The following is a 20,451-nucleotide window of genomic DNA, read 5'->3' as shown; positions in this document are numbered from 1 at the left end:
CTGGTCGTGAGGGGAGGTATGCCGCGCGGTCACCGTGGCGGTGACCGCGCGGCCTACCGTCAGACCTCTTCGACCGAACTGGGCTCGCGCCGGGACAGGTCGATGCCGAGCTCCTCCGCCGCGCGGAAGACGTCCTCGTCGGACTCCTTCAGCTCGATGGAGGTGCCCTCGCTGTTGAGCACCTCGACGTTCAGGCACAGCGACTGCATCTCCTTGATGAGCACCTTGAAGGACTCGGGGATGCCGGGCTCCGGGATGTTGTCGCCCTTGACGATCGCCTCGTAGACCTTCACGCGGCCCTGGACGTCGTCGGACTTGATCGTGAGCAGCTCCTGCAGCGCGTAGGCGGCACCGTAGGCCTCGAGCGCCCACACCTCCATCTCACCGAAGCGCTGGCCACCGAACTGAGCCTTACCACCCAGCGGCTGCTGCGTGATCATGCTGTAGGGGCCGGTGCTGCGGGCGTGGATCTTGTCGTCCACCAGGTGGTGCAGCTTGAGGATGTACATGTAGCCCACGGACACCGGCTCGGGGAACGGCTCGCCGGAGCGACCGTCGAAGAGCCGGGACTTGCCGGAGCCGTCGATGAGCCGGACGTCGTCGCGGGTCTTGGTCGTGGAGTCGAGCAGACCCACGATCTCGTCCTCGCGCACACCGTCGAACACCGGCGAGGCGACCCGCGTGCCGGCCGGGGCCGAGCGCGCGTCCTCGGGGATGAGCTTGGCCCAGTCCGGGTTGCCCGCGATCTCCCACCCGCGGGAGGCGGCCCAGCCGAGGTGCAGCTCGAGGATCTGTCCGACGTTCATACGACCGGGGACACCGAGCGGGTTGAGCACGACGTCGACGGGGGTGCCGTCCTCGAGGAACGGCATGTCCTCGACGGGCAGGATCTTCGAGATGACGCCCTTGTTGCCGTGCCGGCCGGCGAGCTTGTCACCGTCGGTGATCTTGCGCTTGTTGGCGACGTAGACGCGGACGAGCTGGTTGACGCCCGGGGGCAGGTCGTCGCCTTCGTCCTTGTCGAACACCTTGACGCCGATCACCGTGCCGGTCTCGCCGTGGGGCACCTTGAGCGACGTGTCGCGGACCTCGCGGGCCTTCTCACCGAAGATGGCGCGCAGCAGGCGCTCCTCCGGGGTCAGCTCGGTCTCACCCTTGGGCGTGACCTTGCCGACGAGCAGGTCGCCGTCGCGGACCTCGGCACCGATGCGGATGATGCCGCGCTCGTCGAGGTCGGCCAGGACCTCCTCGGAGACGTTCGGGATGTCCCGGGTGATCTCCTCCGGCCCGAGCTTGGTGTCGCGGGCGTCGACCTCGTGCTCCTCGATGTGGATCGAGGAGAGGACGTCGTCCTGCACCAGGCGCTGGCTGAGGATGATCGCGTCCTCGTAGTTGTGGCCCTCCCACGGCATGAACGCCACGAGCAGGTTGCGGCCCAGCGCCATCTCGCCACCGTCGGTCGCGGGACCGTCGGCGATGACGCCGCCGGCCTCGACCCGGTCGCCCTCGTTGACGACGACGACCTGGTTGTAGGACGTGCCCTGGTTGGAGCGCGCGAACTTGGCGATCCGGTAGGTGCGGGTCGAGCCGTCGTCACCGGCGACGGTGACGAGGTCGGCGGACACCTCGGTGACCACACCGGCGGTCTCGGCCCGGACGACGTCGCCCGAGTCGAGGGCGGCGCGGTACTCCATGCCGGTGCCGACGAGCGGCGCCTCGGACTTGACCAGCGGCACCGCCTGGCGCTGCATGTTCGAGCCCATGAGCGCGCGGTTGGCGTCGTCGTGCTCGAGGAACGGGATCAGCGCGGTCGCGGCAGACACCATCTGGCGCGGCGAGACGTCCATGTAGTCGACGTCGGCGCCGGGGATGTAGTCGACCTCGCCGCCCTTGGTGCGGACGAGGACGCGGTCCTCGGTGAACAGGCCCTCGGCGTTGATGACGGCGTTGGCCTGCGCGATGACGTGGCGGTCCTCCTCGTCGGCGGACAGGTAGTGGATCTCGTCCGTGACCTTGCCCTTGACGACCTTGCGGTACGGCGTCTCGATGAAGCCGAACGCGTTGATCCGACCATAGGAGGCGAGCGAGCCGATCAGGCCGATGTTCGGGCCTTCCGGGGTCTCGATCGGGCACATGCGGCCGTAGTGCGACGGGTGGACGTCACGGACCTCCATGCCGGCACGGTCACGGGACAGACCACCCGGGCCGAGGGCCGACAGACGCCGCTTGTGCGTCAGGCCCGCGAGCGGGTTGTTCTGGTCCATGAACTGCGACAGCTGGGAGGTGCCGAAGAACTCCTTGATCGAGGCCACCACGGGGCGGATGTTGATCAGGGTCTGCGGCGTGATCGCCTCGACGTCCTGCGTGGTCATGCGCTCGCGGACGACGCGCTCCATGCGGGACAGACCGGTGCGGACCTGGTTCTGGATCAGCTCACCCACGTTGCGCAGGCGACGGTTGCCGAAGTGGTCGATGTCGTCGACCTCGACCGGCACCTCGTCGCCGTTCTTGCCGGCGAGGGTGGACTCACCGGCGTGCAGCGCGACGATGTACTTGATCGTGGCGACGATGTCGTCCACGGACAGCACGGAGGCGCTGAGCTCGGCGGCGACGCCCAGCTTGCGGTCGATCTTGTAGCGACCGACCTTGGCCAGGTCGTAGCGCTTGGGGTTGAAGTAGAGGTTGTCCAGAAGGGTCTGGGCGGCCTCACGGGTCGGCGGTTCGCCCGGGCGCAGCTTGCGGTAGATGTCGAGCAGCGCGTCGTCCTGGCCGGCCGTGTGGTCCTTCTCCAGGGTGAGGCGCATCGACTCGAACTCGCCGAACTCCTCGAGGATCTCGGCCTCGGACATGCCGAGGGCCTTGAGGAGCACCGTGACCGACTGCTTGCGCTTGCGGTCGACGCGGACGCCGACCATGTCGCGCTTGTCGATCTCGAACTCCAGCCAGGCACCGCGGCTCGGGATGACCTTGGCGGTGTAGATGTCCTTGTCGGACGTCTTGTCGGGCGTGCGCTCGAAGTAGACGCCCGGGCTGCGGACCAGCTGCGACACGACGACACGCTCGGTGCCGTTGATCACGAAGGTGCCGCGCTCGGTCATGAGCGGGAAGTCACCCATGAAGACCGTCTGGCTCTTGATCTCGCCAGTCGTGGTGTTCATGAACTCCGCGGTGACGAACAGGGGCGCCGAGTAGGTCTGGTCGCGCTCCTTGCAGTCCTCGATGGAGTACTTGACCTCCTCGAAGCGGTGGTCGCGGAACGACAGCGACATGGAGCCGCTGAAGTCCTCGATGGGAGAGATTTCCTCGAAGATCTCCTCGAGGCCGGAGCGATCCGGCACATCCCCACGGCCTTCGGCCTTGGCCTCTGCGACACGGGCCTGCCAGCGCTCGTTACCGAGCAGCCAGTCGAAGCTTTCCGTTTGCAGCGCCAGGAGGTCGGGGACCTCGAGGGGTTCGCGGATCTTCGCGAACGACAGACGGCCGGAAGCCGTCCGTGCGGTGGACACAGTCTGAGTCGCGTTGCGCGAGGCAGCCAAGGAGGGGTCCTTCCACGGGCCTTGTCTTAAAACTGATGGTTCGAAACCGGTGCAGCGCCAGCCGCCAGCCGGACCACGCAGGAGACTGGGCCACGAATCCGTGCCGCAGGGCACGACGAAGGGCTGAGGTCTGAGGTGAGGTCAGGAAAGAGGGCAGCGCAAAGGGTTACCATACACGAAAGAGGGCAGCCTCGTCCAACCGTGTCCAGCGGGCTCGCGCCACGAACTGTCGACGGGGGTCAGGCCCGGGCCACAAGCCACGGGCTGATCCGACGCAGATGAGGATGACGCGCCAAACCCCCCACGTCAAGACAATCTCGGCGCGGGTCGCCGAACGGACGACGGCGACGCACCCCCAACGGGGTGCGTCGCCGCAGGTCAGGACCGCTTTCCGAGCGCTCCCGGAGCCCTCCGGGACGGCCACTGGACGGTGTCCAGGGAGCCTTCCCGGAGGCTCGTCAGAAGGCCTCGACCTTGCTGATCAGCCACCGGTCGCCGACCTTCGACATCGTCGCGATGACGCGGTTCTGGTCGATCACGGGCTCCTTCTGGTCGGTGCCGATGCGCGCCTGGTTGACGAACGCGAGCACCTTGACGGTCGTGTCGGAAGAGCTCATCACGCCGATGTCGGAGACCTTGGCCTGCACGACGGTCTGGTTCTTGACCGCCAGCGGCTTGATGTCCTTGTCCATGGCCGAGCTGAACTCGCCCTTGAACGGACCGGTCAGCAGGCCCTCGATCTGGGTGGCCTGGGCGTCGATGGTCTTGTAGTTGTAGCTGAGCATCTGCTCGATCGAGGTGCGGGCCTGGCTGGCCGCCGCACGGTCGGTGCGCGCCTGGCCACCCGGGTCCGCCAGGCTCACGCCGGCGACCGTCCCGAGCAGGGCGAGCGCCGCGACGAGGGCGACGACGGGCAGCAGCCAGCGCCGACCGCGGCCGGCGAGCGTCGCGGAGGCCGGCCGCGCCGGCGCGGTCGGTGACCCCGGCGTCGTGAGCGGACCGGAGGCGGCCCTCGCCTTCGGCGTGGGTGCGACGGGGCGCGGCTGGTGGGGCGCGCGGGCGCGGGACCGCTCCCCCGCCACCCTCGGACGGGCCTTCACCTTTGTCTCAACCGACGAACTCAAGGTTCTCCACCTTCCACGCGTCGCCAACCATCCGCAGGTCGAGCCGCATCCGGTAGGTCTTGGTCTCGCCGTTCGGGACGGCGGTGTTCCTGGTCGGCGCGACGACGCCCACGAGGGCGACGGCCGAGTCCCGGTCACCGGAGACCAGCGCGGCCTCGGTGCGCTGGACGGTGGAGACGGTCTGGTTGGCGACGAGCACCTTGCTCAGGTCGGCGGCCGACGTCGAGTAGCTCTTGAGGAACTCCCCCGTGGCCCCCGCCTTCACCCGCGCCACGTCGGCGTCGACCTTGGTGTAGTCGACGGTGACGAAGTTGATGGCCAGCTGCTTGGCGGCCGCCACGGCGGAGGCGTTCGCTGCCTCGGTCTGCCGCGCGGCATACCAGTCGCGGCCCCTGGTCGCCCCGAGCGCGAGGCTGGCGACGAGCGCCACGGCCACCACGACCCACAGCATGCGGGGGGTGATGCGCAGGGCTTGAGCACGGTGCACGGCCCGTTCGGGGCTGGTGCGCGCCTCGGAGTCGGTGGGGTCGGTCGGGTCGGTGGTCAGGTGGTCCGTGTCAGCAGCGAGCGGGTCGGGGTGCGACCCGCCTTCGTCTGCCTTCACCGCCCTCCCGGCGGGGGTGGTGATCGTGCTCATCGAGCAGCCTCCTTCATGATCCACAACCACGACGGCTCGCTGCTCTCACCTCCGGACGGAGGGAGTGGCACCGACACCTGTGGCGTTGTCATGCCCAACGAGGCAGCCATGCCCGGGGATACGGGTTGGTCGCCGAAAGCGAAGGGAACCGTCGAGTTCGTGCTCGACGAGGGGCCGGGGGCGTTCTGGGCGCCGCGGACGCTGGTGCCCGAACCGCGGGGCGCGGTGCACCGGGCCGCCGTGTTGGCCTTGGCGTTGGTGGTGACGCTCGGACTGCGACGCTGGGTGCCTTGGTAGCCCTGGGTGCAGACCGGCGGGTCGTGCGCCAGGGCCAGGCCGAAGTGCGCGGAGCCGTCGCCAGGGACCACCGTGTACCCGCCCGCGACGACGTCGGGGTAGGTGACGAGCAGCTGCTGGATCCCGTCCACCCGCGACGTGGTCACCTGGCCGATGGTGATCAGGTTGGCCAGCAGGGCTGCGAGGTTGCCCCGGTTGTCCCGCACCAGGGTGTCGAGCTCGCGGGACGCCACCGCGCCCCGGTCGAGGATCAGCCGCAGGTCACCGTCGGAGGCCTTGAGGGTCTCGGACAGGTCGGCGAAGTTCTTGGCGAACACCTTCACGTCGCCGGCGGTGTCGCGCTGGGTGTCCAGCACGATCCGGCCGTCGTCGATGAGCTTGATCGTCTCGGGCAGCGCCTCGGTCGCCGACCTGGTCAGGGCGTCGCCGCTGTCGAGCAGGCGCTGGAGGTCCTGGCCGCCGTCGGCGAAACCCTTGCCCAGCTCGTCGACGACGGTCGCCAGGTCCTGCTTGTCGACCGAGTTCACGGTCTGGTCCAGGTCGAGGAGGAGCGTGTCCACGCGCAGCGGGTATGCCGTGTCCTTGCGCGGGATGGCGTCGCCGTCGGCGAGGTCGGGGCCCTTGTCGCTGCGCGGCTGGAAGTCGAGGTACTGCTCCCCCACGGCGGACCGGTTCTCGACGACGACCTTGGTGTCCTTGGGGATCTTGACGCCCCGCTGGATCTTGGCGTCGACGATGACGCCGTCCTTCGACAGGCGCAGGTCGTCGACCCGTCCGACGGTGACGCCGCGGTAGGACACCTCGGAACCGACGAAGATGCCCCCGGACTGCTCGAAGTCGGCCGTCACGTGGTACTGGCCACCGGCGACCCGGTCGTAGAGGCCGACGTAGCGCGCGGACAGCAGCGAGACCGTCAGCAGGGTGAGCAGCAGGAAGGCCACCAGCTGCACCTTCACGGACCGGCGGATCATGCCGCACCGCCGTCGTAGAGCGAGCGCCACGACTGGTCGCCGTTCGACGACCCCGACTGCTGCGCCGGGGCGCCCAACGGGCAGCCGATGATCGGCGGGCAGCTCGTGGAGGTGCCGGTGGAGGTGCCCCCGGGCAGCGGCGGCAGCCCGGGCAGCGGCGGGACCGTCGGGATGGGCACGGTGGGCGTGCCGGTCGGCAGGCCACCACCACCGGGCGGCGTGGTGGGGACACCGAGGTTGCCGGCGAGGTTCTGCAGGTTGAGGTCGAGGTCGGCCGACAGGTTGGTGAAGTCGCCCTTCATGGCTCCGGTCGTGGCGTCCGAGAAGGGGTAGGTCAGCAGCAGCTGCAGCGACTTGGGCAGGTCGTCGCCGGCCCTGGTCAGCTGCGACAGGATCGGGGCCAGGGCCTTCAGGTTGGCCGCGGTGTCGGTCTTGCTCTGCTGGATGACCTGGGTGCCGACCGCGCCGAGCCGACTGAGCGCCTGGAGCATCTGCACCAGCTGGGTGCGCTGGTCGGCCAGGACCTTCAGGCCTCCTGGCAACGCCTCGAGGGCGGCGGCGATGTCGTCCTTCTGGGCGGCCAGCTTGCCGGCGAGCTTGTCGATGTTGTCGATGGCGCGGACGATCTCGGCCTTCTGGTCGTCGAGGCCCCCGACGAAGATGTCGAGCTGCTTGATGACGTCCTTGATCTCGGCCTGGTTGCCCCGCATGGCGTTGTTGAGCTCGGTCTCGATGATCTTGAGCTGGGCCACCCCGCCGCCGTTGAGCAGCAGCGACATGGCGCTCAGGACCTCTTCGACCTCGGGGTTGCGGCCGGTGCGCGCCAAGGGGATGTTGTCGCCGTCGCCGAGGTGGCCCTCGGGGGCCGTCGCGGTGGGAGCGGAGAGCTGGACGTACTTCTCGCCCAACAGCGAGGTCTGCTTCAGCTCGGCGACCGCGTTGTCCGGGAGGTTGACGTTGCGCGGCAGCCGCAGCGTGACGCGGGCGGTCCAGCCGTTCAGCTCGATCTTCTCGACGGAGCCGACGGTGACCTGGTCGACCTTGACCGACGACTGCGGCACGAGGTCGAGCACGTCCGCGAACTCGGCCGTCACCCGGAAGATGTCGCCACGGTTCGCGGCTCCCCCGGGAAGGGGCAGGTCGAAGGCACCTTGGCACCCCGAGACCCCGAGGAGGGTGGCGGCCACGACGACGCCGGACAGGAGGCGGCGCGCACGCGGCATACCGGTTGTCCGTGGGTGGGTGGTGTGACGGGTCATCGGGGTCCCTCCAGCAGTCCGCCCAGGGTGGGGTCGGCGCCGCGCATCCGCACCGTGCTCGCCCCGGAGCCGTCGGACGTGGCGGTCGAGGTGGTCGAGGTGTTCGCTGTCTGCGCCGGGAGCGCCGACAACAGGTTGAGCGGCAGCTTCACGCCGAGCTGGTCGAGCTGGGCGAGCAGGTCGGAGACCGGCTTGAGCGCGCCGTTGACGGTCGTGCACAGGGACGCCGGCTGCCCACCCTCGGTGATCAGGCTGCAGAGCAGGTTCTGGAGCGTGAGGTTCTCGTTGACGTTGGCGCGGGTGTCGAGGGTGCCGGTCTGCGGGTTGTAGGCGTTCTGCAGGTTGCTGATGGCCACCGGGGCGTTGGTCAGCGTCTCCGCGAGCGCGTCGCGCTGGGAGGCGATGGTGCCGGTGACCGACGCGAGCTGCTTGAGGTTGGTGGTGAGACCGGCCCGGTTGTCGTGGACGAAGGAGCTGACCTCGCTGAGCGCGACCGCGAGGTTCTTCAGGGCGGCCGCGAGGTCGTCACGCTCACCGTCGAGCTGCACCGAGACGCTGGCGAGGTCGCTGTTGAGCCGGCGGACCTGGTCGTCGTTCGTGGCGAGCATCGTCGTGAACGCCTGGAGGTTCTTGACCGTGCCGAACAGGTCGTTGCGGCCGCCCGAGAGCGTCGCGAGCGCCTTGGACAGGTCGCGGTTGGTGTCGTGCAGCTTCTGGCCCTGCCCGCCGAGGTTCTTGGCCCCCGTGTCGAGCACGTCGGCGAAGGCGCCCTTCTCGTTCGCGCCGTTGGGGCCGAGGGCGACCAGCAGGTCGTCCAGGCTGGCGGAGATGCGGTCGAGCTCCACCGGGACCGCGGTGCGGTCGAGGCCGATCTGGGCGTGGTCCCTCAGCACCGGACCGGAGGTGTATGCCGGCAGCAGCTGGACGTAGCGGTCGCTCACCAACGAGGGAGCCACGACGGCCGCCTTGGCGTCGGCGGGCACCTTGTACTTGCTGTCGAACTCGAACTTCACCTCGACCTTGTCGCCCTTCGGGGTCACCTCGGTGACCTTGCCGACGGCCACGCCGAGGATGCGGACGTCAGAGCCTGGGAAGAGCCCGACCGCGCGGGTGAACTCGCCCGTCACGTGGATGTCGTCCTGGCGCGGCCAGAAGGCGTAGGCGCCCGCGACGAGGGCCACCACGACCAGGGCGCTGACGACCTTGGGGAGCAGACCCAGCCGGGGCAGGTGTGGCAGCCGGGGCAGGGTCGGCCGACGGTGGGCGGACAGGCGCGTCATCACTTGCCTCCTGCGGAGACGGGCGTCGTGAGGTTCGCGATGTAGGTGTCGAACCAGCGGCCGTTGCCCAGCACGTTGGAGAACAGCCGGGTGAACGGGGCCATCGCGGCGATCGTGGCGCTGAGGTCCTTGTCGTGCTTCTGCAGCACGGCCAGCACCTTGGTCAGCTGGTCGAGCGCCGGCTTGAGCTCGGTGCGGTTGTCGCGCACCAGCCCGGTGATCTGCTGGGCCATCGCCGAGGTGTTGGTGAAGAGGGTGTGGATCGCGTCGCGACGGGCGTTGAGCTCCACCATGAGCAGGTCGGCGTTCTTGATGATCGACTCCACCGCCTTGTTGCGCTCGGCGACCGTGCCGCTGACGCTGTTGGCCGAGGCGAGCAGCCGCCTGAGCTCGTCGTCGCGGGAGGCGATCGTGTTCGACAGGCGGCTCAACCCGTCGAGCGCGGCCTTCACGTCGGGCGGGCTGTCCTTGAACTCGGTCGCCAAGGTGGTCAGCGACTTCGCCAGCTGGTCGGTGTCGATCCGCTCCGAGGTGGTCGCGAGGTCGGTGAAGGCGTTGACGATGTCGTAGGACGAGATGGTCCGCTCGAGCGGGATCTCGCTGTCCGCCTTGAGCTGTCCGCCACCGGCCGGCTCGAGGGCGAGGTACTTCGCGCCGAGCAGGGTCTTCATCCGCACGCTGGCCCCGGTGCGGGTGCCGAAGGCCACGGGCTCGGTGACCTTGAAGTCGACCACGACGTGGTTGCCGGCGAGGTCGACCTTCTCGACCTTGCCGACCTTGACCCCGGCGATCCTGACGTCGTCACCCTTGATGAGGCCGCCGGCCTCGGTGAAGGCAGCGCGGTAGTGGTCGCCGCCCCCGACGAACGGGATGCTCTGGATGTTGAAGGCGAGGAACAGCACCAGGCCGATGGCCAACAGACCGGCCGCGCCGATCGGGACGGGGTTGCGCTCGCGGAAGGGGATGCTCATGAGGAGCACCTCGCCCCGGACAGGCCCGCGGGCTTGTCGACCGGGATCTTGATCGCCGGTGCGCCCTTGACGGGCGCCGGCACGACGATCGTGCCGCTGAAGTCGCAGAGGTAGAAGTTGAACCACGAGCCGTAGGTGGCCGTCCGGGTGATGGTGTTGATCTTGCCCGGCGAGGTGGACAGGAACTTCTCGAAGGTCGCGGTGTTCGACGGCTTGTTGAGGTTGCTGCTGAGGGCCCGCAGGTTGGCGATGTCCGACTTGATCGACGGCCGGGTGAGCTTGAGCAGGTCGGCGGTCTCCGCGGTCAGCGAGTTGATGTTGGTCAGGGAGGCACCGATCGTCGTGCGGTCCGCAGCCAGGCCCGAGATGAACCGCTGGAGCTGGTCGATCAGCTGCTTGAGGGCGGCGTCGTGGGCGTCGACGGTGCCGAGCACCGCGTTCAGGTTGGAGATCGTGCGACCGATGACCTCGTCGCGGTCGGCGAGGGTGGAGGTCAGCGAGGCGGTCTTGGACAGCAGCGAGTTGATGTTGCCGCCCTCCCCCTGGAGCACGCTGATGATGTTGCTCGACAGCTCGTTGACGTCCTTGGGTGACAACGCCGCGAAGAGCGGCTTGAAGCCGTTGAACAGCACCGTCAGGTCGAGGGCGGACTGGGTGTGGTCGAGGCCGAGGGTCGCGCCGTCCCTAAGCGGGGCCGAGCCACCCACGTCCTGGGTCAGCGCGATGTAGCGCTCACCGACGAGGTTGCGGTACTTGATGGTCGCCTTCGTGCCCTGGGTGAGGACGCTGGTCTTCAGCACGTTGAACTCGACCGTCGCGTGGACCCGGTCGGACGCGACCTTGATCGACTTGACCTCACCGACCCGGACGCCGGCGATCCGGACCTCCTGGCCGGCGGCGAGGCCGGTGACGTCGGCGAAGACGCCGCGGTAGGTCGCCTTGTCGCCGAACTGGGTGTTGGCGATGGTGGCCGCGAGGGTGCCGGTGGCCAGCAGGGTCGCGACCACGAAGATGATGAACTTCACGAGGCTGGAGCGGGTGTTCACGACTGGTTCACCACCGTTCCGCGCAGCATCGGGCCCGCGAGGAGGGTGGTGATGGCCGAGCGCTCGCCGGTCGGGGACAGCAGGGCCGCCACGACGTCCTGCTCACCTTCGGTGCCGGCCAGCCCGGAGTCCGCGCCGACGATGCTCTGACCGGACACGCCGGAGAACATCGACGGGAGGGCGCTGCCTGCCGAGGAGCCCGAGCGGTTCGTGCCGTCGTCGAAGTGGTTGCCGGTCCAAGGGTGCTCCTGGCTCCCGAAACGGCCCGGCAGGCCCTGGCAGCTGGGTCCGCGCTTCTCGCCCCACCGCGGCTCCTCGCCCGGCTTGTAGCCCGGGCGCTGCTGGGTGACCTCGACGGTGATGTGGAAGGTCTTGTCGCGCCAGGCCTCGTCGATGCGCGGGATCCAGTTGACCATCGCCGTCGCGATGCACGGGTACTGCGGCGAGTACTTCGCGAGCACCTCGACCGTGGGCCGCTGCACCGCACCGACCCGGATGATCCGCTGACCGTTGGCGTCGAGGAAGTCGGCGGTGGTGTTCGCGAAGCCCGCCGTCCCCGCCAGGAATCCCGACAGGGCGTCCTTCTTCTCCACGATGGTCGTGGAGGTCGTGACCAGCGCCTTGGCGGCGCGCACGAGGTCGGGCGCCGCCACGGCATACGTGCTCGCGAGGTCGGCGAGACCACTGATGTCGGCCTTGATGACGGGCAGCTTCGGGTTGATCTGCTTGAAGTACGAGTCGACCAGCACGAGGTTCTCCCCCAGCCGCGTGCCGCGGCCCTCGAGGGCCGAGGCCAGCGCGTTCAGGGTGGCGGACAGCTTCTCCGGCTGCACCGTGCGCAGCAGCGGCAGGAGGTCGTCGAAGACCCGCTCCAGCTCGATCGCCACCGAGGTGCGGTCCTGCCCGATGGTGTCGCCCTTGGCGATGGGTCGCCCGCCCGGCTCGGCCGGGGCCACGAGGTCGACGAAGCGCTCGCCGAAGAGCGTCTTGGGCAGCAGCCTCGCAGAGACGTTGGCCGGGATGAGGTCGACCATCTCGGGCTTCAGGGCCAGCTGCAGGCGGGCCCCGTTGCCGGTCGTCTCGATGGACCGGACCTCACCCACGATCAGGCCACGGATCTTGACGTCGGAGGACGTCTGCAGCTGCGAACCGATGCGGTCGGTGAGCAGGTTGACCATGACGACGGAGGTGAAACGCTTCTGGAAGGACGCGACGGACAGCCCGACGAGCAGGCCCACCACGAGGATGAACCCGACGCCGTAGGCGCGGTTGCCCAGGCGCGACAGTGCTCCGGTGGATGACTCAGCCATGGTTCACCCCGCGATCCGCACGGTCGTGGTGGCGCCCCAGACCGCCAGGGAGAAGAAGAAGTCGACGATGTTGATGGCGACGATCGAGGTCCGGACCGCCTTGCCCACGGCCACGCCCACGCCAGCGGGACCGCCCGACGCGTTGTAGCCGTAGTAGCAGTGGATGAGGATGATCACGACCGCGAACACCATCACCTTGAGGAAGGAGAACAGCACGTCGATCGGCGGCAGGAACAGGTGGAAGTAGTGGTCGTAGGTGCCGGCTGACTGCCCGAAGTAGTGCACGACGATGAACCGCGTGGCGCCATACGACGAGAGCAGCCCCAGCACGTACAGCGGGACGACCGCCACGAACCCGGCGATCATGCGCGTGGTCACGAGGAACGGCAGTGACGGCACACCCATGACCTCGAGGGCGTCGACCTCCTCGGAGATCCGCATCGCGCCGAGCTGGGCGGTGAAGCCGCACCCGACCGTGGCCGCGAGCGCCAGGCCGGCCACGAGCGGCGCGATCTCGCGGGTGTTGAGGTAGGCCGAGACGAAGCCGGTGAAGGCGCCGGTGCCCAGCTGGTTCAGTGAGGAGTAGCCCTGCAGACCCACCTGGCTGCCGGTGAAGAACGCCAGGAAGGCGATCACCCCGACCGTTCCGCCGATGACCGAGAGGGCGCCGGAGCCGAGGGAGACCTCAGCGAGGAGGCGCAGCACCTCCTTCTTGTAGCGACGCAGGGTGCGCGGGCTCCAGGCGAGCGAGCGGACGTAGAACCGCATCTGCCCACCGAGGCTGTCGAGCGCCTCCACGGGGCGACCTGCGAGGTCGAGGACCTTGCTCACTGTCTCTCCACCTCCTTCAGATCTTCTGGGGGACGACTTGGAAGTACACGGCGCTCGCCACGAAGTTCACGACGAACAGGAACATGAAGGTGATGACGACGCTCTGGTTGACCGCGTCGCCCACCCCCTTCGGGCCACCGCCGGCCGTCAGGCCCTTGTATGACGCGACCACGGCGGCGATGAAGCCGAAGATGACGGCCTTGATCTCGCTGGTCCAGAGGTCGGCGAGCTGGGCCAGCGCGGTGAACGAGGCGATGTAGGCACCAGGCGTGCCGCCCTGGATGATCACGTTGAAGAAGTAGCCGCCCGCCACGCCGACGACGGACACCAGCCCGTTGAGGAGCAGGGCGACGAGCATGGCCGCGAGCACCCTGGGCACGACGAGGCGCTGGATCGGGCTGATGCCGAGCACCTCCATCGCGTCGATCTCCTCGCGGATCTTGCGCGAGCCGAGGTCGGCGCAGATCGCCGAGCCACCGGCTCCGGCGATGAGCAGGGCGGTGACGATCGGCGACGCCTCACGGATGACGGCCAGGACCGACGCGGCACCGGTGAAGGACTGCGCGCCGAGCTGACGGGTCAGCGTGCCGAGCTGGAGGGCGATGACGGCGCCGAACGGGATCGAGACCAGGGCGGTCGGGACGATCGTGACCGAGGCGATGAACCAGCACTGCTGGATGAACTCCTTGGTCTGGAACGGCCGCTTCGGCAGGGACCGGATGACGTCCAGCACCAGCGCGAAGAGCGAGCCGCTCTGGCGCAGGGCCCCGATGGCTGGGTTGCTCATGACACCGCCGCCTCGGCAGACGGGGTCGACGGTGCCGAAGGCGCCGACGGTGCAGAAGTGGTCGACGGCTCAGAAGTGGTCGACGGCGCGGTCGCCGGCGCGGCGGACGGTGCGGGCGGGGTCAGGTCGGCCGCCGGAGTGGGCTCGGTGTGACGCACGCCGGGGACACCGGCGTTGTGCGACTGGAACGACCCGGGGGGCGGCGTCACGCCGTGGTCGCGGCACCACTGGCCGGCGGGGCGCTCACCGCGCCGGGCCGTGCCGTCGCTGGTGCCGAGCTGCAACGGGATCGGCGGCAGGGGCGGGAGCTCCTGGCCGGACCGCGCCTCGGCGGCGAGCTCGTCGGCGTCCTTCTCCTCGGACATGCCGATCGGGCCGATGGTCTGTGCGTTGAGGAACTGCCGCACCACCGGCTCCTCCGAGCTCAGCAGCATCTCGCGCGGCCCGAACATGGCGAGGTGCTTGTGGTACAGCAGGCCGATGTTGTCGGGCACGGTGCGGGTCGAGTTGATGTCGTGCGTGACTATGAGGAAGGTCGCGTCGATCTGGGCGTTCAGGTCGATGAAGAGCTGGTTGATGTAGGACGTGCGCACCGGGTCGAGACCGGAGTCCGGCTCGTCGATGAGCAGGATCTCGGGGTCGAGGACGAGGGCGCGGGCCAGCCCGGCGCGCTTGCGCATCCCACCGGAGATCTCGCCGGGCAGCTTGGTCTCGGCTCCGGTGAGGCCGACCAGGTCCATCTTCTCCATCACGATGGAGCGCACCTCGGACTCAGACTTCCGGGTGTGCTCGCGCAACGGGAAGGCGACGTTGTCGTAGAGGTTCATCGAGCCGAAGAGCGCACCGTCCTGGAACAGCACCCCGAACAGCTTGCGGATCTCGTAGAGGTCGTGCTCGCGCAGCCGGGTCAGGTCGCGGCCCTCGATCATGATCGAGCCCGCGTCCGGCTTGAGCAGACCGACCAGCGTCTTGAGGAACACCGACTTGCCCGTGCCCGAGGGGCCCAGCATCACGGAGATCTCACCGGCGGGCAGGGTCAGCGAGACGTCGTTCCAGATCACCTGCGACCCAAATCGCTTGGTCAGGCCCTCGACCTTGATCTCAACGCCCACAGCTCACCTCGTCGTGAAGTCCACGCCTGTCATTGATGACAGGCCCCGGTTCGCAGGGCTCAACGAGGCACGGGGCGCGAAGTTACGGTCCGGTATGCCGCGCGGCGCGCCGAGATCCCGACTCTCGGGCCGCACGGGGGTCGGGAAGCCCGAGAGCTGGGATTTCGGGGGGGCGGGCGGGGCGGTCAGGAGGGCTGAGGGCGGCCGGGCGGGTCAGGAGGGCTGAGGGCGCGCGCGGCGGTCAGGAGGGCCGGGGCGGCCGGGGACGCGGAAGCGGGCCCGACCGTGTGGTCGGACCCGCTTCGCAGCAGTGCTGGTGCTCCCCGCAGGGAGCTCAGATCACTTGAGGGTGACGGTGGCCCCGGCGCCCTCGAGGGCCTCCTTGGCCTTGTCGGCCGCAGCCTTGTCAACCTTCTCGAGGACGGGCTTGGGGGCGCCGTCGACGAGGTCCTTGGCCTCCTTGAGGCCGAGGGAGGTCAGCGCGCGGACCTCCTTGATGACCTGGATCTTCTTGTCACCAGCGGACTCGAGGACGACGTCGAACTCGTCCTGCTCCTCGACCTCGGCGGCGGCGCCGCCAGCCGGGGCGCCGGCCGCGGCAACGGCCACGGGGGCAGCAGCGGTGACGTTGAAGGTGTCCTCGAACTGCTTCACGAACTCAGAGAGCTCGATGAGGGTCATTTCCTTGAAAGCCTCAAGGAGCTCGTCGGTGGAGAGCTTCGCCATGATGGGCGTCCTTTCTATTTCTTCGTATGCCGTGAGTGGCGGTTGGGTGTGTGAGCCGGGCCCTGCGTGCAGTCACCGTGCGGCGACCGCCAGCGGGGTCAGCTCTTGTCGCCACCCTCGGCGACGTCTGCGGTTGCCTCGGCCGCGGGGGCCTCGGCGGGGGTCTCCTCGGTAACGTCAACTGCCGCAGCCTCCGCGGTGTTGTCGTCAGCACCCTCGGCCTCGGCAGCGGGAGCGGCGGCGGCAGCCACCGGGCCCTCAGCCTCGACCTTGGCGCGCAGCGCGTCGACGACCCGAGCGGTCTGCGACAGCGGTGCGGCGAAGAGGTAGACAGCCTGGCTGAGCGACGCCTGAAGGGCACCGGCCAGCTTGGCCAGGAGAACCTCGCGGGACTCGAGGTCCGCGAGCTTCGTGATCTCCGCGGGAGTCAGGGCCTTGCCGTCGAGGACGCCGCCCTTGATCACGAGGAGGGGGTTCGCCTTGGCGAAGTCACGCAGGCCCTTGGCGGCCTCGACCGGGTCACCATCGACGAAAGCGATGGCGGACGGTCCGACGAGCTGGCCGTCGAACGCCGTGACTCCGGCGTCCTTGGCAGCAAGCTCGGTGAGCGTGTTCTTCACGACGGCGAAGGTGGCGTTTCCGCGCAGCGAGTTGCGGAGAGCGGTGATCTGCTTCACCGAAAGCCCGCGGTACTCGGTCAGCACGGCCGCGCCGGAGGTGCGGAACTTGTCCGACAGCTCGGCGATGGCGGCAGCCTTGTCAGCCTTGGCCATGGGGCCTCCCTTCCGTGTGGTCGACCGGCCGGAGCTGAGGGCCCCACATGGAAGAAGCCCCGTGCACAGGGCACGGGGCTCGCACGCGGACAGGCTCTGGGAGCCCTACTGCGGGTGAATCGTGGCCTGCGCTGGACGTCCACCACAGTGGAACCTTCGGTCACGTGCTGCCTATTGCGGTGGCGCGTGACAACCGAGCGGTCTTTGGTCAGGGCCCAGCGTACGGGTCCGCGGCCTCCCCACCAAATCGGTCGAGGGCCGCGGACCGCGGGGCCACCGCTCAGGAGGTGGGCAGCTCGAAGGTGCCGACCTGGTCTGCCGGGGGCGCCTTGATGGTGACCGGGGTGCCCCAACCGCCGAACGCGATCTTCAGGCTCTGTCCCTGGACGTCGACCACCATGAGGGTGGGGCGGTTCTCGGCGTCGAGGGTGTAGCGCGCCTTGACCGGCTGCGTGGACGGTGCCACGCCGCCCGCCGCTCCCCCCAGGAGCTTCGTGGGGTCGATGGTCACGTCGTAGGTGCTGGACGCGGCGGAGCTGCTGACCACGGTCGCCTTGGTGCCCTCGAGCGCCTTGGCGAGCTGGCGCGGGTCACCCATGTCGCCGGCCAGACCGGCGAACATCTGGCTCACCGCGTCGTCCGCCTTGGGGTCGATCTTCACCCAGGGCTTCTTCGACCCCGGCAGCCCCTTCATGTAGATGATGCCGCCGGCCGAGACGATCTCCATCGGCTGCCCCTCGATCGGCATGGTCATCTGCTGCTCCATGACCCCGCCCTTCATCGAGAAGGAGCCGGTGGCCTTCCCCTCCGTGCCGAGGTCCATCGAGAGGGTGCCGGAGCCCGCCTTGACCATCGCGTCGGTCATCTTCGTCGCGAGCTCGCCGCCGTCGACGGTGGCCCCCGCCTGCAGGCCCGAGGCGGACGCGCCCGGGCTGCTGGAGGACTTCGTGGCGGCAGCGTCGTCGCCGGCACTGCCGCACGCGCTGAGTCCGAGCGCGGCGGTCAGCGCCAGCGCGGCGAACGACGTGGTCTTCTTCACGAGATCTCCCCAGTCGGTTGGGTGCAGCCAGGACCTGCTGTCACCCCTCGAGGGTAACCGCCGCCCGGTGGGAAGACGGCGAGAGCCCGCCACCCCGAGGGGGTGACGGGCTCTGCGCGGGTACGTACCCGTGGTGCGGGACTCAGGCGGTGGCCTCGTCCTCGACCAGCAGGTTGCGGGTGCGGGTGTGGTCCAGCGGGATGCCGGGGCCCATCGTCGTCGACATGGTCGCCTTCTCGATGTAGCGGCCCTTCGAGGAGGACGGCTTGAGGCGCAGGACCTCGTCGAGCGCGGCGGCGTAGTTCTCCACGAGCGACTTCTCGTCGAAGGAGGACTTGCCGATGATGAAGTGGAGGTTCGCGTGCTTGTCCACGCGGAACTCGATCTTGCCGCCCTTGATGTCGGTCACGGCCTTGGCGGTGTCCATGGTGACGGTGCCGGTCTTCGGGTTGGGCATGAGGCCACGGGGGCCGAGCACCTTGCCGAGACGACCGACCTTGCCCATCATGTCCGGCGTCGCGACGACCGAGTCGAAGTCGAGCCAGCCACCGGCCACCTTCTCGAGCAGGTCGTCGGAGCCGACGAAGTCTGCGCCGGCCTCACGGGCGGCCTCGGCCTTGTCGCCGTTGGCGAACACCAGGACGCGGGCGGTCTTGCCGGTGCCGTGGGGCAGGTTGACGGTGCCACGGACCATCTGGTCGGCCTTGCGGGGGTCCACGCCGAGACGCATGGCGACCTCGACGGTCTCGTCGTACTTGGCCTTGGCCGACGACTTGGCGAGGCGGACCGCCTCGAGGGGGGCGTAGCTCTTGGTGGGGTCGATCTTCTCCGCGGCCTCGCGGTAAGCCTTGCTGCGCTTCATTTCTGCTCCTGTGCTTGGTGTTTCGGTGGAGTTGTGGTCGGTACGGACCAGCGCGGTCCTGCCACGTGCCCCGGTATGCCGCGTGGGCGGCATACCGAGTGGGTCCCCGCAACCTTTGCTAGCAAAGGTTGCTGGTTGGTGGACAGGTTGCAACCTGTCCACCTTCGACTAACCCTTGCTAGCAAAGGTTGGTCGAGGGGTCAGCGGGTGGTGCTCAATGGTCGCTGTTCCTCGGGGCTGCGGGCCTCCCTCGCTGGCGCTCGGTCGGGTCCTTGCCCTGTCGTCACAGCGACGTGTCGATGCCCATCGAGCGGGCGGTGCCGGCGATGATCTTCATCGCCTGGTCGATGTCGTTGGCGTTCAGGTCTTCCATCTTCTGCTCGGCGATGGAGCGGACCTGGTCGGCCGACAGCTTGGCGACCTTGGTCTTGTGCGGCTCGCCGGAGCCCTTGGGCACCCCGGCGGCCTTCTTGATCAGCTCGGCGGCCGGCGGCGTCTTGGTGATGAAGGTGAAGGACCGGTCTTCGTAGACCGTGATCTCCACGGGGATGACGTTGCCGCGCTGGGACTCCGTCGCAGCGTTGTACGCCTTGACGAACTCCATGATGTTGACGCCGTGCTGACCGAGGGCGGGGCCCACGGGCGGGGCGGGCGTGGCCGCACCGGCCTGGATCTGCAGCTTGATGAAGCCGGAGATCTTCTTGCTCTTGGGAGGCATTGCTGGGTTCCTTCTGTTGTGGTGGGCCTACGCCGTGGGCGATGACCCGGTTGCATGCTCCCGGGGTGCCGGGAACAGGTGCTGCCGTGCGCTCAGATCTTGGCGACCTGGTTGAACGACAGCTCGACCGGGGTCTCCCGGCCGAAGATGGAGACGAGCACCTTGAGCTTCTGGGTGTCGGGGTTGATCTCGGAGATGGTCGCGGGAAGGGTCTCGAAGGGCCCCTCCATGACGGTGACGGACTCGCCCACCTCGAAGTCGACGACGGCGACCTCCTTGGGCTTGCCCGAGCTGCCGCCCGCGGCGCCGGCCGTGGCCGGGCTCTCGAGGTCGGCGGGGGCCAGCATCGTGAAGACCTCGTCGAGGCTCAGCGGCACCGGCTGGTGGGCGTTGCCGACGAAGCCGGTGACTCCCGGCGTGTGGCGCACGGCGCCCCACGACTCGTCGGTGAGGTCCATGCGGACCAGCACGTATCCGGGCATCCGGACGCGGCGGACGAGCTTCTTCTGGCCGTTCTTGATCTCGGTGACCTCTTCCATGGGCACCTCGGCCTCGAAGATGAAGTCCTCCATGTTGAGCGAGGTCGTGCGGTTCTCGAGGTTCGCCTTCACGCGGTTCTCGTAGCCGGCGTAGGAGTGCACGACGTACCAGTCGCCGTACTTGGCGGCCAGCGCGTCCTTGAACTCCTGCACGGGGTCGCCGGGAGGGGCGTCCACGTCGCTGGCCTCGTCGTCGTCGGAGTCGACCACGGCCGTCTCGTCGTCGGAGAAGGTGAGGGTCGACACCTGGGGCTGGTGGACCTGCTCCTCGTCCTCGTCGACGCTGTCGTCGCGCTCGACCTCGTCCTCGTCCTCGGAGTCGACATCGGAGTCGTCCTGGGTCTCGACCTCGTCCGTGGTCTCGGCGACGTCGGCGTCGGTGTCGTCGGCGTCGGTGTCGGTGTCGGTGTCGGTGTCGTCGGTGGTGTCAGCCGTGACGTCCTCGGCGGTGACGTCGTCGGTGCTGACGTCGTCGGTGCTGACGTCGTGGGTGTCGCTGGTCTCGAGCTCGGCGGCAGCACCGTCGACCGTGACCTCTTCGGTCCCGGGCTCGGCGTTGTCGGTGGTCCTCTGGTCGGACACGCTGATGACCTACTTCCTTCTGGTATTCGCCGGGTGACCCCGGGATGACTG

At 68.8% G+C, this 20,451-nt stretch carries 18 protein-coding genes; all 18 read right to left on the bottom strand.

The features are described from left to right. Positions 1-59 precede the first annotated feature (59 nt). Positions 60-3,536 (bottom strand): DNA-directed RNA polymerase subunit beta, encoded by a 3,477-nt coding sequence (gene rpoB / locus AC1DX8_RS00290; RefSeq protein WP_477627915.1) that lies wholly within the window; start codon positions 3,534-3,536, stop codon positions 60-62. Positions 3,537-3,994: 458 nt separating this feature from the next. Next, the gene (locus AC1DX8_RS00285) at positions 3,995-4,636 is read right to left on the bottom strand and encodes a hypothetical protein (RefSeq protein WP_477627914.1); all 642 of its coding nucleotides are present in this window, start codon (positions 4,634-4,636) and stop codon (positions 3,995-3,997) included. Positions 4,637-4,643: 7 nt separating this feature from the next. Further along, positions 4,644-5,297, bottom strand: a complete 654-nt coding sequence (locus tag AC1DX8_RS00280) for a hypothetical protein (protein WP_477627913.1) — start codon at positions 5,295-5,297, stop codon at positions 4,644-4,646. Next, positions 5,294-6,565: an MlaD family protein gene (locus AC1DX8_RS00275; protein WP_477627912.1), complete on the bottom strand. Its 1,272-nt coding sequence runs from the start codon at positions 6,563-6,565 to the stop codon at positions 5,294-5,296. The genes AC1DX8_RS00280 and AC1DX8_RS00275 overlap by 4 nt, the downstream gene beginning before the upstream one ends. Then, complete coding sequence (locus AC1DX8_RS00270) at positions 6,562-7,824, bottom strand: MCE family protein (RefSeq protein WP_477627911.1); 1,263 nt, start codon at positions 7,822-7,824, stop codon at positions 6,562-6,564. The genes AC1DX8_RS00275 and AC1DX8_RS00270 overlap by 4 nt, the downstream gene beginning before the upstream one ends. Beyond that, the gene (locus AC1DX8_RS00265) at positions 7,821-9,104 is read right to left on the bottom strand and encodes an MCE family protein (protein ID WP_477627910.1); all 1,284 of its coding nucleotides are present in this window, start codon (positions 9,102-9,104) and stop codon (positions 7,821-7,823) included. The genes AC1DX8_RS00270 and AC1DX8_RS00265 overlap by 4 nt, the downstream gene beginning before the upstream one ends. Continuing rightward, positions 9,104-10,075: an MCE family protein gene (locus AC1DX8_RS00260; protein ID WP_477627909.1), complete on the bottom strand. Its 972-nt coding sequence runs from the start codon at positions 10,073-10,075 to the stop codon at positions 9,104-9,106. The genes AC1DX8_RS00265 and AC1DX8_RS00260 overlap by 1 nt, the downstream gene beginning before the upstream one ends. Further along, positions 10,072-11,121, bottom strand: coding sequence for an MCE family protein (locus tag AC1DX8_RS00255; RefSeq protein ID WP_477627908.1), 1,050 nt, complete (start codon positions 11,119-11,121; stop codon positions 10,072-10,074). The genes AC1DX8_RS00260 and AC1DX8_RS00255 overlap by 4 nt, the downstream gene beginning before the upstream one ends. Beyond that, a complete protein-coding gene (locus AC1DX8_RS00250) occupies positions 11,118-12,431 on the bottom strand; it encodes an MCE family protein (RefSeq protein WP_477627907.1) in 1,314 nt (437 codons plus the stop codon). Before AC1DX8_RS00250 ends, AC1DX8_RS00255 begins: the two co-directional genes overlap by 4 nt. 3 nt (positions 12,432-12,434) lie before the next feature. Then, a complete protein-coding gene (locus tag AC1DX8_RS00245) occupies positions 12,435-13,262 on the bottom strand; it encodes an MlaE family ABC transporter permease (protein WP_477627906.1) in 828 nt (275 codons plus the stop codon). Positions 13,263-13,278: 16 nt separating this feature from the next. Further along, complete coding sequence (locus AC1DX8_RS00240) at positions 13,279-14,049, bottom strand: MlaE family ABC transporter permease (RefSeq protein ID WP_056924016.1); 771 nt, start codon at positions 14,047-14,049, stop codon at positions 13,279-13,281. Beyond that, positions 14,046-15,161: an ABC transporter ATP-binding protein gene (locus tag AC1DX8_RS00235; RefSeq protein ID WP_477627905.1), complete on the bottom strand. Its 1,116-nt coding sequence runs from the start codon at positions 15,159-15,161 to the stop codon at positions 14,046-14,048. The genes AC1DX8_RS00240 and AC1DX8_RS00235 overlap by 4 nt, the downstream gene beginning before the upstream one ends. A gap of 339 nt (positions 15,162-15,500) precedes the next feature. After that, entirely contained in the window at positions 15,501-15,887 is a 387-nt protein-coding gene (gene rplL / locus AC1DX8_RS00230; protein WP_477627904.1) for a 50S ribosomal protein L7/L12, read from the bottom strand. Between the two features lie 98 nt (positions 15,888-15,985). Further along, a complete protein-coding gene (gene rplJ / locus AC1DX8_RS00225) occupies positions 15,986-16,660 on the bottom strand; it encodes a 50S ribosomal protein L10 (protein WP_477627903.1) in 675 nt (224 codons plus the stop codon). A gap of 280 nt (positions 16,661-16,940) precedes the next feature. Then, the gene (locus AC1DX8_RS00220; protein WP_477627902.1) at positions 16,941-17,699 is read right to left on the bottom strand and encodes a hypothetical protein; all 759 of its coding nucleotides are present in this window, start codon (positions 17,697-17,699) and stop codon (positions 16,941-16,943) included. A gap of 142 nt (positions 17,700-17,841) precedes the next feature. Beyond that, on the bottom strand, positions 17,842-18,561 hold the full coding sequence (rplA, locus tag AC1DX8_RS00215) for a 50S ribosomal protein L1 (RefSeq protein WP_477627901.1): 720 nt from the start codon (positions 18,559-18,561) through the stop codon (positions 17,842-17,844). A gap of 283 nt (positions 18,562-18,844) precedes the next feature. Then, complete coding sequence (gene rplK / locus AC1DX8_RS00210; RefSeq protein WP_477627900.1) at positions 18,845-19,279, bottom strand: 50S ribosomal protein L11; 435 nt, start codon at positions 19,277-19,279, stop codon at positions 18,845-18,847. 92 nt (positions 19,280-19,371) lie between these two features. After that, the gene (gene nusG, locus AC1DX8_RS00205) at positions 19,372-20,400 is read right to left on the bottom strand and encodes a transcription termination/antitermination protein NusG (RefSeq protein ID WP_477627899.1); all 1,029 of its coding nucleotides are present in this window, start codon (positions 20,398-20,400) and stop codon (positions 19,372-19,374) included. Positions 20,401-20,451 lie beyond the last annotated feature (51 nt).

Source organism: Pedococcus sp. P2_A3, assembly GCF_056405035.1.
This window is presented reverse-complemented; position numbering and strand designations above follow the sequence as displayed.

Excerpts from the sequence above, each read along its gene's own strand:
- AC1DX8_RS00250 (WP_477627907.1), bottom strand. The coding sequence starts at position 12,431 with ATGGCTGAGTCATCCACCGGAGCACTGTCGCGCCTGGGCAACCGCGCC.
- rplJ (WP_477627903.1), bottom strand. The coding sequence starts at position 16,660 with ATGGCCAAGGCTGACAAGGCTGCCGCCATCGCCGAGCTGTCGGACAAG.
- AC1DX8_RS00260 (WP_477627909.1), bottom strand. The coding sequence starts at position 10,075 with ATGAGCATCCCCTTCCGCGAGCGCAACCCCGTCCCGATCGGCGCGGCC.
- rplL (WP_477627904.1), bottom strand. The coding sequence starts at position 15,887 with ATGGCGAAGCTCTCCACCGACGAGCTCCTTGAGGCTTTCAAGGAAATG.
- AC1DX8_RS00240 (WP_056924016.1), bottom strand. The coding sequence starts at position 14,049 with ATGAGCAACCCAGCCATCGGGGCCCTGCGCCAGAGCGGCTCGCTCTTC.
- rplA (WP_477627901.1), bottom strand. The coding sequence starts at position 18,561 with ATGAAGCGCAGCAAGGCTTACCGCGAGGCCGCGGAGAAGATCGACCCC.
- AC1DX8_RS00265 (WP_477627910.1), bottom strand. The coding sequence starts at position 9,104 with ATGACGCGCCTGTCCGCCCACCGTCGGCCGACCCTGCCCCGGCTGCCA.
- AC1DX8_RS00280 (WP_477627913.1), bottom strand. The coding sequence starts at position 5,297 with ATGAGCACGATCACCACCCCCGCCGGGAGGGCGGTGAAGGCAGACGAA.
- rplK (WP_477627900.1), bottom strand. The coding sequence starts at position 19,279 with ATGCCTCCCAAGAGCAAGAAGATCTCCGGCTTCATCAAGCTGCAGATC.
- AC1DX8_RS00270 (WP_477627911.1), bottom strand. The coding sequence starts at position 7,824 with ATGACCCGTCACACCACCCACCCACGGACAACCGGTATGCCGCGTGCG.
- AC1DX8_RS00275 (WP_477627912.1), bottom strand. The coding sequence starts at position 6,565 with ATGATCCGCCGGTCCGTGAAGGTGCAGCTGGTGGCCTTCCTGCTGCTC.